Below are 13,370 nucleotides of genomic sequence, written 5' to 3' on the forward strand. Positions count from 1 at the left end.
CTGCGTCAGACGCGTTCGATGGCCAGGGCCAGACCCTGTCCGACGCCGACGCACATGGTCGCCAGACCTTTCTTGCCGCCAGTCTTTTCCAGCTGATGCAGCGCAGTCAGCACCAGTCGCGCGCCGCTCATGCCCAACGGGTGGCCCAAGGCAATCGCGCCACCGTTCGGGTTGACCTGCGGCGCATCGTCGGCCAGACCCAATTCACGCAGCACCGCCAGGCCCTGGCTGGCGAAGGCTTCGTTGAGTTCGATCACATCGAAATCGCTGACCGCCACGCCGAGACGCTCGATCAGTTTGCGCACCGCCGGCACCGGGCCGATGCCCATCACCCTAGGTGCAACACCGGCGCTGGCCATACCCAGCACTTTGGCCCGTGCTGTCAGGCCGTGTTTTTTCACCGCTTCCGCCGACGCGAGAATCAGCGCGGCAGCGCCGTCGTTGACCCCGGACGCGTTGCCGGCGGTGACGGTCTTGTCCGGGCCGTTGACCGGTTTGAGTTTGGTCAGCGCTTCAATTGTCGTGTCGGCGCGTGGATGCTCGTCCTGGCTGACCACGGTTTCGCCCTTCTTGTGGGCGATCCGCACTTCGACGATTTCCTCGGCGAAGTAGCCCGCAGCCTGTGCAGCGGCCGTGCGTTGCTGACTGCGCAGGGCAAACGCGTCTTGGTCGGCACGCGACACTTTATAGTCGTCTGCCACGTTGTCGGCGGTCTGCGGCATCGCGTCGACGCCGTACTGGGCCTTCATCAGCGGGTTGATGAAACGCCAGCCAATGGTGGTGTCTTCCAGTTTCATGTTGCGCGAGAACGCTGCGTCCGACTTGCCCATCACGAACGGCGCGCGGGACATCGACTCGACGCCGCCGGCAATCGCCAGCTCCATCTCGCCGCTGGCAATCGCACGGAAAGCAGTGCCGATCGCGTCCATGCCCGAAGCGCAGAGACGGTTGAGGGTCACGCCCGGCACGCTGTCCGGCAGCCCCGCCAGCAGCAGCGCCATGCGCGCCACGTTGCGGTTGTCTTCACCAGCCTGGTTGGCGCAGCCGAGGAACACTTCGTCGATCGCGTTCCAGTCCACCGAAGGATTGCGTTCCATCAGCGCCTTGATCGGCACGGCGGCCAGATCGTCGGCGCGCACGGCGGACAAACCGCCGCCAAAACGGCCGATGGGGGTGCGAATCGCGTCGCAGATATACACGTCACGCATCATGCTTCTCCCGGTGCCTGGCCGTGGGCGGCGGCGGTGCGCGCTTCGAGATCGCGCAGTGCAGAGAGTTCGACTTCGGTCGGTGCCGCCGTGGTTTCAACGTTGTCGGCAAAGCGGATCGCCCAACCGGTGGCGGCGACCACTTGCTCGCGGGTCACGCCTGGGTGCAGGGCGGTGACCACGAATTCGTGGGTGCCCTGCTCCGGTTCCATGATGCACAGGTCGGTAATGATCCCGACCGGGCCGGCACCCGGCAGGCCCAGACGCTTGCGCGAATCGCCGCCCTCGCCGTGACCGACCGAGGTAATGAAGTCGAGCTTGTCGACGAACGAACGCGCCGACTGCTTGAGGATGATCAACACGCTCTTCGCCGAACCGGCGATCTCCGGCGCGCCACCGGCACCCGGCAGGCGCACTTTCGGCGCGTGATAGTCGCCGACCACAGTGGTGTTGATGTTGCCGAAACGGTCGACCTGCGCGGCGCCGAGAAAACCGACGTCGATGCGCCCACCCTGCAGCCAATAGCGAAAAATCTCACCGGTCGGCACGACGGTGTCGGCGGTTTCCGCCAGTTCACCATCACCGATCGACAGGGGCAGCACGCTCGGCTTGGCGCCAATCGGACCCGATTCGTAGATCAGCACCACGTCCGGCGACGAAGTCAGGCGCGCAAGGTTGGCGGCTTTCGACGGCAGGCCGATGCCGACGAAGCACACCGAGCCGTTCTTCAGGCGACGGGCCGCAGCGACGGTCATCATTTCATTGGTGGTGTAAGTCATTACTTGGCCTCCGAAGCAGCGGCCAACTTGGCCTGGAACTCGCTGAAGTCAGCGCAGCCATGGATGTATTCGTTGATCCACGCGGTAAACGTCTCACGGTCGCGGGCGATCGGATCCCACGCCTGATAGAAGCGATTGTCACGCTCGGTGTAACCGTGGGCGTAGGACGGATGCGCGCCGCCGGGTACGTGGCAAACCGCGCTCAAGGCCCAGGTCGGCAGCACGCAAGCGTTCATCGGGGCGTTGAGGTTGTCGACGATTTCCTCGACGGTGACGATGCAGCGCTTGGCCGCCAGTGCCGCTTCTTTCTGCACCCCGAGAATGCCCCACAGCAGCACGTTGCCCTGACGGTCGGCTTTCTGCGCGTGGATCACGGTGACGTCTGGACGCACCGACGGCACGGCCGCCAGCACTTCACCGGTGAACGGGCAGGTCACGGACTTGATCAGCGGGTTGACCTTCGGCAGGTCGGAACCGGCGTAGGCCCGCAGTACGGCGAACGGTAGGCCGGAAGCGCCGGCGACGTAGGCGTTGGCCAGGTCGGCGTGGCTGTGCTCTTCGATTTCCAGGGCATGCGGCCACTGCTTCTCGACCGCATCGCGCAGACGGTGCAGCGAACCCACACCCGGATTGCCGCCCCAGGAAAAGATCAGCTTGCGTGCACAACCGGCACCGATCAGTTGGTCGTAGATCAGGTCAGGCGTCATTCGCACCAGGGTCAGATCTTTCTTGCCCTGCCGAATGATTTCATGACCTGCCGCCGTAGGGATCAGGTGAGTGAAGCCTTCGAGCGCGACGGTGTCGCCGTCGTTGACGAATTGCTTCACCGCGTCGTGCAGCGAAAGGATCTCAGCCATGGAGCAGGCTCCCGTTTTTGTAGTGAATCGCCAGTGATAAAAAGGCGCGAGGTTCAGCGCCGGAGTCACTGAAGATTAAGCCGCTGAAAATCGCCAAACAATCCGATAATCGACTGAGTGTTCGTTTATCGAACGGATTGTTACTCCCCTAACTATCTCCTCATTCGCGAGCAGGCTCGCTCCCACATTGGAATGCATTTCAAAATGTGGGAGCGAGCCTGCTCGCGAAAAGACCGGAACATTCAACGCAAATCAAAATGACTCGACTCAAGTCGCATCCGCATGACTGACCATGCCTTTGATCACCACCGCCGTCGTCGCCAACGCCGCCGGAATCACCAGCGCCGTCAGCACCTGCTCGAAATTCCAGCCCAGGCCCAGCAACGTCGCGCCCATCCACGCCCCGAGAATCGCGCCAAACCGGCCAATCCCGAGCATCCACGAGACCCCGGTCGCCCGCCCCTGAGTCGGATAAAACCGCGCCGCCAGCGACGGCATCGCCGATTGCGCACCGTTGACGCACATCCCGGCCACCAGCACCAAGGTCGCCAGCAACGTGATGTTGCCCAGACTCTGCCCCACCGCGTAGGCAAACACCCCAGCCAGCAGGTAGAACGTGCCGATGACCTTGTGCGGATTGAAGCGGTCCATCGCCCAACCCACAGCGACCGCACTCAACACCCCGCCGAACTGGAACAACGCGCCGATGAACGCCGCCTGCTCCATGCTCGCGCCGCTGTCACGCATCAGGGTCGGCAGCCAACTGGTCAGCAGGTAAACGATGACCAGACCCATGAAGTAGGTCAGCCACAGCAGCAAGGTGCCGGCGCTGTAGGTGCCGGAGAAAATCACCGCGAACACATTGCGCGCCTTGACGGTTTTCTGTTCCGGCACGCTGAAACTCGAGGCCTGCGCCACGGCGACCGGATCGATCGGCGACAAGGTCTTGCGCACTTTGTCGGTGCCGCGATTACGCACCACCAGATAACGCGCCGACTCCGGCAGCCAGAACAGCAGCACCACCGCGAGGATCAACGGCAGGATCCCGCCGATCAGCAGCAGGCTGTGCCAGCCGAACGCCGGGATCAGCTTCGCCGAAATGAAACCGCCACCGGCCATGCCGAGGTTGAAGCCGCAGAACATGCTGGTCACCAGCAAGGATTTCTTGCGCTCCGGGGTGTATTCCGAGAGCAGCGTGGTGGCGTTGGGCATGCCGGCGCCCAGACCGAGGCCGGTGAGGAAGCGCAACACCAGCAGTTGCTCGACGTTGGTGCTGTAGGCCGAGGCCAGGCTGAAAGCGCCGAACAGCAGCACCGCGCCAACCAGCACCACTTTGCGTCCGAAGCGGTCAGCCAGCGGGCCGGAACCCAGTGCGCCGAAGACCATGCCGATCAACGCGGCGCTCATTACCGGGCCCAGGCTGGCGCGGTCGATGCCCCAGTCCTGGGACAGTGCCGGCGCGATAAACCCCATCGCCGCGGTGTCGAGACCATCGAGAAATACAATCAGGAAACACAGGATCACCACACGCCACTGATAGCGCGAGATCGGTTGGGCATTGATGAAGGTCTGCACGTCGAGGCAGTTACCTACAGCGGACTGAGGCTGGTTCATTATTTTTATTCCACGCAAAAAACGCAGTCGAACGGCGGCCGGCCAAAGAGCGGCACGGTCACAAGAATAGAAGATCGATATCAGGCGTTGCGGTGAATCCGGCAACAGGGAATGGAGCTGAGACAGTCGGGGAGCATGCGCATGGTGAGTTGCCTCTTGTCATTATTATGGGAGTCGACAATCCGGCAGGCTCATTCAAATCTGCGCCGGATGACGCTGCCGCGACATTAATGATCCGGGGCTTTTAGCGTCAATTCGATAAACGCAACACTGTGCGTTTATCGAACAGCTTCATCAGGCGAACAACTGCGCGCTGAGGTCGCGGCTGGCACTGAGCAGGCCCGGCAGGAAGCGTTGTTCCAGTTCGGTACGGCTGACGCGGCCGGCGTGGGTGCTGACATTAAGCGCCGCCACCACCTGGCCCGACGCATCGTAAACCGGCACGGCAATCGAACGCAGGCCTTGTTCGAGTTCCTGATCGACGATGCACCATCCCTGCTGCCGTACTTCCTGCAGGCATTCGAGCAGACTTTCGGGGGTGTGCAGCGTGCGGCTGGTCTTGGCCACCAGTTCGGCATGCTCGAGGTATTCGCGCAGCGAGGTGTCGTCCAGCGCCGCCAGCAGGATGCGGCCCATCGATGTGCAATAGGCCGGCAGACGCCCGCCCACCGACAGGTCCACCGAGATCAGCCGTTGCGTGGTCGCCGAGCGGGCGATGTACAAAATGTCGTCACCTTCGAGCGTGGCCATGTTGCAGGCTTCGTGCAGTTGCTCGCTCATGCGGTCGAGGTACGGCTGGGCCGACACCGCCAGCGGCGTCGACGACAGATACGCGTGGCCGAGGGTCAGCACTTTGGGCAACAACGAGTACGTGCGGCCATCGGTGGTGGCGTAACCCAGTTTGATCAGAGTGTGCAGGCAACGGCGCACAGCAGCGCGGGGAATTTCTGTGCGATGGCTGATCTGGGCGATGGTCAGGTGCCGCTTGCGCTCCTGAAATGCCTGCACCACCGCCAGGCCACGGGCCAGCGAGGTCATGAAATCCGGATCGCCGGTCAGCGCCTGGATGCGTTTGGCCGGCGAAGCGACGATCGGCGGCGCCACGGAGGTGAAGGAGTTGCGCAGTTGATCGTTCATTTCTTGTCCTTTTTTGCGGCACGAATCAATGGCTATACAAGCGGCTCGCCAGCAGATGCACAAGAGTCGAGACACCAAGATTGGGCGATTATCGAACCGCCGACCGATTATCGCAATCCATCAGCCTCTGTCCTTCTTGGCTTCTTCATTCATTCACCTGCCTGTTCATACAACTTCGCATGCCTCATTAGTTGATCGACTTAATGGCGCCAGAAACTGAACGCGAGTCCTTAAAAGGTTTCGGCGAATTTCAACTAGCGATAAAACTTGTCAGTAACAAAACGATCACACATCCCGAACCGTTTTTAACTTGGCAAAGATAGTCATTCCCGAATCGACCGCTATAATGCACCTCAGCGGCGCCACGTTTTCACTGGCCGAGGGTGCCGCCCGCTGACCCGATGCCTATTGCCGTCAGCCCGGCCAGCGCCTGACGCTCATTATTCATGCACCGCCAGCGCGCTTGCTGAAACAGGAAACTGATGCTGCGTCAGTTTTAATCTGGTGCCGTAGCCGCCTGCAACATGGAAGTCTTGATCGCCCTGCCGATAACGCCAATGCCTGACCCGGCATGGCCCTTTGGTGGACGTGTTCAATCGACTCGTTGCCGTGCGTTTCACCAGATATTTATCTCAACTCAAACAGGTAGCACTGTGACGAAAGACGAACTGCGCGCGGAACTTGAGCGCCAGGAACAACGTTACAAGGAAGTTTACGGCGGGGAAGTCACCACCTACGCCGCGCAACCCGAACCGGAACGCAAGGCATGGCGCAAACGCCCCACCGTTCAGGATCAGGTTTTCCAGCAAGAACTGAAAAAGATGGAAGAAGAACTCAAAACCGAAGAGCCCTGAACGGGCGATCCTGAGATTTTCGAGGGTCTGCGTCGCCACCGGCTAAAAGCACGGTGACCCGACCATGCCTTGCGCGCCCGCTATCCGCGGGCAGCGGCCCACCTCCCCCCGGCCTGCACGGGAAAGGAGCGTGTCTGACTCGTTTCAGAGATATTTCACACAGGCGTTTGAGGCTCGCGCGCGCTCAACGAAATGCCTGCTGCCCGAAGGTTTTTTCAAGCTAATCAAACACTTGAAAAACCCTGCAACATGCTCGGGCATTGCACCTTGCAACAATTTAATTCGACATTGATTGCTACCGATGAGCAGGTAGGGGATCGATTTCCAGTCTTTTCTGGCATAATCGCGCCCCCTTATGACCGGGTCAGAAAACCTTCATGATCGATTTATTCAGCGGACTGGATGCTTGGGTGCTTGTGAGCCTCTTGCTCGCCCTGACGTTTGTCCTCGCCTTCGAGTTCATCAATGGATTTCATGACACCGCTAACGCGGTAGCCACTGTTATCTACACCAAAGCCATGCCGCCTCACCTGGCGGTGTTCTTCTCCGGTGTGTTCAACTTCCTCGGCGTGTTGCTGGGCGGCGTTGGCGTGGCGTATGCCATTGTTCACCTGCTGCCGGTGGAACTGCTGATCAATGTGAACACCGGCCATGGCCTGGCGATGGTGTTCTCGTTGCTCGCCGCGGCGATCACTTGGAACCTGGGCACCTGGTACTTCGGTATCCCGGCCTCCAGTTCCCACACCCTGATCGGCTCGATCCTCGGTGTCGGCCTGGCCAACGCCCTGATCAACAACATCCCGTTGGCCGACGGCGTGAACTGGCAGAAAGCGATCGACATCGGCGCCTCGCTGGTGTTTTCGCCAATGGCTGGCTTCCTGATCGCCGCGCTGATCCTGATCGGCCTGAAGTGGTGGCGTCCGCTGTCGAAGATGCACAAGACTCCGGAACAGCGCCGCAAGATCGACGACAAAAAGCACCCGCCGTTCTGGAACCGTCTGGTTCTGGTGATTTCGGCCATGGCCGTGAGCTTCGTGCACGGTTCCAACGATGGCCAGAAAGGCATCGGCCTGATCATGCTGGTACTGATCGGTATCGTGCCGGCGCAGTTCGTCCTCGACCTGAGCAGCACCACCTACCAGATCGAGCGCACCCGCGACGCGACCCTGCACCTGAGCCAGTTCTACAAGCGCAACGCCGATTCCCTGGGCGAATTCCTGGCCCTGGGCAAAAGTGTTGAAGGCGATCTGCCGGAAAAATTCCGCTGCAACCCGCAGCAGACCGAACCGACCATCAACGCCCTGCTTGGCACCCTTAAAGGTGTAGCGGACTACCATTCGCTGTCCTCGGAAAGCCGCATCGAAGTCCGTCGCTACTTGCTGTGCCTGGACGACACCGCGAAGAAAGTCGGCAAGCTGCCAGGCCTGGAAGCGCGTGAGAAGGCTGACCTGGACAAACTGCGCAAAGACCTGACCACCACCACCGAATACGCCCCGTTCTGGGTGATTCTCGCGGTGGCCCTGGCCCTCGGCCTGGGTACCATGGTCGGCTGGAAACGCGTGGTACTGACCATCGGCGAGAAGATCGGCAAGCAGGGCATGACCTACTCTCAAGGCATGTCGGCGCAGATCACTACCGCCAGCTTGATCGGTATGGCCAACATCTTCAGTCTGCCGGTATCGACCACTCACGTGCTGTCCTCGGGCGTGGCGGGCACCATGGTCGCCAACAAGAGCGGCCTGCAGGGTGGGACTGTTCGCACCATCTTGCTGGCGTGGGTGCTGACCCTGCCGGCGACTGTGGCGCTGTCGGCTGGGTTGTTCTGGTTGGCGTCCAAAGCGTTGGGTAGCTGATAGACCGCTGCACATGAGAAAGGCGCGATTCGTGAGGATCGCGCCTTTTTTGTTTTGTTTTGGTTGAGAGTTGGATTGGGGGCATATCCGTTGCTTCGGGTGCTGCCGCTGGCGGTTTCGCTCTTACAGCGAGTCACTTTTGACAAACGCCTCAAAAGTAACCAAAAAGTCTTGCCCCGGCGTACGGCACTTCGCTTAGGCTCAGTGTTCCCTCGCTACGGTGTCCATCCGGGGGCATCGCCTCCGGTTTGCTTCGCTGCACCTCCTCTCGATGTATGCGGCTTCGCCGCATGGCGCTGCGCGCCTAACCCCCTGATGGACACCTACGCTCGGCCTGCCGAAGGGGCTGAAGATCAAAAGCCACATCAAGAGCCAAAGCCAAAGCCAAAGCCAAAGCCAAAGCAGATCAAAAGATCACAGCCTTCGGCAGTTCCTACAGGGGATTGGGTGTATTCAGTTTTGAGATTTGGTCGGCTGTCAGGCCGCCTTCGCGAGCAAGCTCGCTCCCACAGTTGGATGAGTGCATTCAGTCAGAGATCGGTCGGCTCGTAGGCCGCCATCGCCAGCAGGCTGGCTCCTACAAAAAAGCAAAAGCCGAGCGCACGCTTTTCCACCACTCAACACGATGAGCGTTAGCTCGAGTAAAGCTTTTGATCTGAGGGCCCGTCGGCAGGCTGAGTGGAGGGATTTGTCCGGGGGTGGGAGCGCAGCGACCGTTTGGCGCAGCCAAACACAGCGAGAGGAGGTGCAGCGAAGCAAACCGTAGGCGCTGCCCCCCGGATGAATCCCGCAGCGAAGGAACCCGAGCCTAAGCGAGGGCCGAACGTCAGGGTAAAGCCTTTTGGGTTACCTTTTCGGCGTTTGGAAAAGGTGACCCGCCGTAAGGGCGGAACCCTAAGCCGCCATTACCGCAGCAACGGATATTCACAAAGCACACCCAAAGTCTGGTCGGCCCAAAGGCCGCCAAGACACAAAAAAAAGGGCAACCGAAGTCGCCCCAAAATGCCTTGCGTGCTCATCAAACCCGGAAAGACCTACTTCTTGCGCTTATTCGCATCCTTCCAGATAAAAAATCCAAACCCTGCAAAAAACAGAACCATGAGCCCCACGGTCAGAACCCCGGCAAACACCACGTTATCGAAAAACATGACTGTGGCCTCCTGGCCCCTGCTTTGCTGCGATGGAGCTAAGTTAACCAATCGCGCAGGCGCAGAAATTGACCAGGATCAAGTCCGGTCAACACAGAAGGCAAAGGCGGGAAAATAACTGACCTGCATCAAAGGATGCAGGGGAAGATCAACGCTTTTTCGGTTTCTTTTTCGGCTTTTTCTGAGCTTTTCCCAACGGCATGGCTTGCTCAAAGGCCTTGCGCACTTCGTTCAGCCGCTTCTCGTTGAGATCATGCACACGCTTGGCGCGCTCGGTGCCGAGGTCGATCAGTTTTTCATCTTGGCTCATGACGTTCAGCGCATCACTTGAAGAAAACACAACTGCCGCATCAGAGGCAGGACTGCGCCAATCATGCAGCCTGACGCCAGCGCTCGACAACAATTGATGTAAATAAGCAGACTCAGATCTCGATATCGACCCACAAGCCCTGACGCGGCTGATCTTCCATCAGCGGCACCACCGGCACGGTGTTGTCGGCATTCAGCTCGGTGCCCGGCACGGCCAGATGCTCTTCCGGGTCTTCGTCGGCTTCGCGACGGCGACGATCACGCTCCTGTTGGCGACGCTGTTCGTCGCGCGCCAGCAGTCGATCCTCTTCCGGGTCGCGTTTTTGCAGGTCGATCGTGCTTTCGTTGGAGCTTTCCTGCACCGGCACCACCGGAGGAATGTCCGGCCGCTGGCGAATCGGATCCTGCTGGGAAGTGATCGGCACAGCGCTCAGGGGGAGCATCGGTGGCAGCATATAAAGGGTCTCCTGTCAGCAGGCTATCGGCTGCGGCAAAGGCGCCTTGAGCCACTGGTCGCAAACTTGTGACCGGGTTGGCACTGTAGGAGCTGCCGAAGGCTGCGATCTTTTCATGGGACAACGTAGAACTCAGGTGTTTCCGTAGATCAAAAGATCGAAGCCTGCGGCAGCTTCTGCCCAGTAATCTTTGGCCCTGAAGCCTGCATTCCGTTAAGATAGCCCGCTTTTTCAAGGTGGGAGTCAGGCAGCATGGCGCAGCAGTATCAACCGGGGCAACGCTGGATCAGTGACAGCGAAGCAGAGCTTGGTTTAGGCACCGTTCTGGCACAGGACGGCCGCTTGTTGACCGTGCTTTACCCGGCCACTGGCGAAACCCGCCAGTACGCGCTACGGAATGCGCCCCTCACCCGCGTGCGGTTCTCGCCGGGTGACACCATTACTCACTTCGAAGGCTGGAAGATGACCGTGCGCGAAGTCGACGACGTCGACGGGCTGATGGTCTATCACGGCCTCAACGGGCAGAACGAAGCCGTCACCCTGCCGGAAACCCAGCTGTCGAACTTCATTCAGTTCCGTCTGGCCAGCGATCGTCTGTTCGCCGGGCAGATCGACCCGCTGTCGTGGTTCTCCCTGCGCTACAACACCCTGGAACACACCAGCCGCCAGTTGCAGTCTTCGCTCTGGGGCCTGGGCGGCGTGCGTGCGCAACCGATCGCGCACCAGTTGCACATCGCCCGTGAAGTCGCCGACCGTATTGCGCCACGGGTTCTACTGGCGGACGAAGTGGGTCTGGGGAAAACCATCGAAGCCGGTCTGGTGATCCATCGCCAACTGCTGTCGGGCCGCGCCAACCGAGTGCTGATCCTGGTGCCGGAAAACCTGCAGCACCAGTGGCTGGTGGAAATGCGCCGCCGCTTCAACCTGCAGGTCGCGCTGTTTGACGAAGAACGCTTCATCGAAAGCGATGCCACCAACCCGTTCGAAGACACCCAGCTTGCATTGGTTGCCCTGGAGTGGCTGGTCGAAGACGAGAAGGCGCAGGACGCCTTGTTCGCCGCCGGCTGGGATCTGATGGTGGTCGACGAAGCCCACCACCTGGTGTGGCACGAAGACAAGGCCAGCCCCGAGTACTCGCTGGTCGAACAATTGGCTGAAGTGATTCCCGGCGTGCTGCTGCTCACCGCGACCCCGGAACAACTCGGTCAGGACAGCCACTTCGCCCGTCTGCGCCTGCTCGACCCGAACCGTTTCCATGACCTGGCCGCGTTCCGCGCCGAGAGCGAGAACTATCGCCCGGTGGCCGAAGCCGTTCAGGAACTGCTCGACAAAGGGCGCCTGTCGCCGGAAGCGCACAAGACCATCCACGGTTTCCTCGGCAACGAAGGCGAAGCCCTGCTGACCGCGGTCAACGATGGCGATAGCGAAGCCAGCGCGCGTCTGGTGCGCGAGCTGCTCGACCGCCACGGCACCGGCCGCGTGCTGTTCCGTAACACCCGCGCCGCGGTGCAGGGTTTCCCCGAGCGCAAACTGCACCCGTACCCGCTGCCATGCCCGGACGAATACCTCGAACTGCCGCTGGGTGATCACGCCGAGCTGTACCCGGAAGTCAGCTTCCAGGCCCAGCCGGACGCCAGCGAAGAAGAGCGCTGGTGGAAATTCGACCCGCGCGTCGAGTGGCTGATCGATCAGCTGAAAATGCTCAAGCGCACCAAAGTGCTGGTGATCTGCGCCCACGCCGAAACCGCGATGGACCTGGAAGACGCCCTGCGCGTGCGTTCCGGGATCCCGGCCACAGTGTTCCATGAAGGTATGAACATCCTCGAGCGTGACCGCGCCGCCGCCTACTTCGCCGACGAAGAATTTGGCGCACAAGTGCTGATCTGCTCGGAAATCGGCAGTGAAGGTCGCAACTTCCAGTTCGCCCACCACTTGGTGCTGTTCGATCTGCCGTCGCACCCGGACCTGCTTGAACAGCGTATCGGTCGTCTCGACCGGATCGGCCAGAAGCACATCATCGAACTGCACGTGCCGTACCTGGAAACCAGCCCGCAAGAGCGCCTGTTCCAGTGGTACCACGAAGCCCTGAACGCGTTCCTCAACACCTGCCCGACCGGCAACGCCTTGCAGCATCAGTTCGGCCCGCGCCTGCTGCCGCTGCTTGAAGAAGCCGACGACGGTGAGTGGCAAGCGCTGATCGACGAAGCGCGCACCGAGCGCGAGCGTCTGGAAGCCGAGCTGCACACCGGCCGCGACCGCCTGCTGGAACTCAACTCCGGTGGCGCTGGCGAAGGTGACGCACTGGTCGAGGCGATCCTTGAGCAGGACGACCAGTTCGCCCTGCCGATCTACATGGAAACCCTGTTCGACGCGTTCGGCATCGACAGCGAAGACCATTCGGAAAACGCCCTGATCCTCAAGCCGAGCGAGAAGATGCTCGACGCCAGCTTCCCGCTGGGCGATGACGAAGGCGTGACCATCACCTACGACCGCAACCAGGCGCTGTCGCGCGAAGACATGCAGTTCATCACCTGGGAACACCCGATGGTGCAGGGCGGCATGGACCTGGTGCTGTCCGGTTCGATGGGCAACACCGCCGTCGCGCTGATCAAGAACAAGGCACTGAAACCGGGCACGGTGTTGCTGGAACTGCTCTACGTCAGCGAAGTGGTTGCACCGCGCTCGCTGCAACTGGGCCGCTACCTGCCGCCGGCCGCCCTGCGCTGCCTGCTCGACGCCAACGGCAACGATCTGTCGGCCCGCGTCTCGTTCGAAACCTTGAACGATCAACTGGAAAGCGTGCCCCGCGCCAGCGCCAACAAGTTCATCCAGGCCCAGCGCGATCAGCTGACGCCACGGATCAACGCCGGTGAAGACAAGATCACCCCGCGTCACGCTGAGCGCGTGGCCGAGGCCCGTCGTCGTCTGGCGGCGGACACCGACGAAGAACTGGCGCGCCTGACCGCGTTGCAAGCGGTCAACCCGACTGTACGCGACAGCGAACTGGATGCGTTGCGCAAGCAGCGTGAACTGGGTCTGGCGATGCTGGATAAAGCGGCATTGCGTCTGGAAGCGATCCGGGTGTTGGTGGCGGGTTAAGCCGCCCTACTCCAGCGTTGAAAACAACAAGGCCCGCAGTGATGCGGGCCTTTTTGT

At 60.9% G+C, this 13,370-nt stretch carries 11 protein-coding genes; 3 read left to right on the forward strand and 8 right to left on the reverse strand.

What is annotated here, in order from left to right:
* Positions 1–5: 5 nt before the first annotated feature.
* From pcaF to pcaR, 5 genes are all read right to left on the reverse strand, one after another.
* On the reverse strand, positions 6–1,211 hold the full coding sequence (pcaF, locus tag QRN61_RS03600) for a 3-oxoadipyl-CoA thiolase (RefSeq protein ID WP_285373241.1): 1,206 nt from the start codon (positions 1,209–1,211) through the stop codon (positions 6–8).
* Positions 1,208–1,987 carry a CoA-transferase subunit beta gene (locus QRN61_RS03605; RefSeq protein WP_285373242.1) on the reverse strand — a complete coding sequence of 260 codons (780 nt, stop codon included), beginning with the start codon at positions 1,985–1,987 and terminating at the stop codon, positions 1,208–1,210. Before QRN61_RS03605 ends, pcaF begins: the two co-directional genes overlap by 4 nt.
* A complete protein-coding gene (locus tag QRN61_RS03610; RefSeq protein ID WP_003222404.1) occupies positions 1,987–2,844 on the reverse strand; it encodes a CoA transferase subunit A in 858 nt (285 codons plus the stop codon). The genes QRN61_RS03605 and QRN61_RS03610 overlap by 1 nt, the downstream gene beginning before the upstream one ends.
* Positions 2,845–3,111: 267 nt before the next feature.
* On the reverse strand, positions 3,112–4,458 hold the full coding sequence (gene pcaK, locus QRN61_RS03615; protein WP_096797042.1) for a 4-hydroxybenzoate transporter PcaK: 1,347 nt from the start codon (positions 4,456–4,458) through the stop codon (positions 3,112–3,114).
* Between the two features lie 294 nt (positions 4,459–4,752).
* Positions 4,753–5,595 (reverse strand): pca regulon transcriptional regulator PcaR, encoded by an 843-nt coding sequence (gene pcaR / locus QRN61_RS03620; RefSeq protein WP_096797041.1) that lies wholly within the window; start codon positions 5,593–5,595, stop codon positions 4,753–4,755.
* 653 nt (positions 5,596–6,248) lie between these two features.
* Between pcaR and QRN61_RS03625 the strand changes: the two genes are divergently transcribed.
* Positions 6,249–6,449 carry a hypothetical protein gene (locus QRN61_RS03625; protein ID WP_003222398.1) on the forward strand — a complete coding sequence of 67 codons (201 nt, stop codon included), beginning with the start codon at positions 6,249–6,251 and terminating at the stop codon, positions 6,447–6,449.
* 377 nt (positions 6,450–6,826) lie between these two features.
* Positions 6,827–8,302: an inorganic phosphate transporter gene (locus tag QRN61_RS03630; RefSeq protein ID WP_003222397.1), complete on the forward strand. Its 1,476-nt coding sequence runs from the start codon at positions 6,827–6,829 to the stop codon at positions 8,300–8,302.
* A 1,034-nt stretch (positions 8,303–9,336) separates the two neighbouring features.
* On the opposite strand, the gene ccoM is transcribed toward QRN61_RS03630, so the two are convergent.
* From ccoM to QRN61_RS03645, 3 genes are all read right to left on the reverse strand, one after another.
* Entirely contained in the window at positions 9,337–9,450 is a 114-nt protein-coding gene (gene ccoM / locus QRN61_RS03635) for a cytochrome c oxidase subunit CcoM (RefSeq protein ID WP_003222396.1), read from the reverse strand.
* 148 nt (positions 9,451–9,598) lie between these two features.
* Complete coding sequence (locus QRN61_RS03640) at positions 9,599–9,760, reverse strand: hypothetical protein (RefSeq protein ID WP_096797040.1); 162 nt, start codon at positions 9,758–9,760, stop codon at positions 9,599–9,601.
* A gap of 112 nt (positions 9,761–9,872) precedes the next feature.
* Positions 9,873–10,214 carry an aspartate-semialdehyde dehydrogenase gene (locus tag QRN61_RS03645; protein WP_285373244.1) on the reverse strand — a complete coding sequence of 114 codons (342 nt, stop codon included), beginning with the start codon at positions 10,212–10,214 and terminating at the stop codon, positions 9,873–9,875.
* Between the two features lie 252 nt (positions 10,215–10,466).
* Between QRN61_RS03645 and rapA the strand changes: the two genes are divergently transcribed.
* Positions 10,467–13,313: an RNA polymerase-associated protein RapA gene (gene rapA / locus QRN61_RS03650; RefSeq protein ID WP_285373246.1), complete on the forward strand. Its 2,847-nt coding sequence runs from the start codon at positions 10,467–10,469 to the stop codon at positions 13,311–13,313.
* Positions 13,314–13,370: the final 57 nt, after the last annotated feature.

This window comes from Pseudomonas sp. lyk4-TYG-107, from assembly GCF_030209055.1.
Classification (GTDB): Bacteria; Pseudomonadota; Gammaproteobacteria; order Pseudomonadales; family Pseudomonadaceae; genus Aquipseudomonas; species Aquipseudomonas putida_A.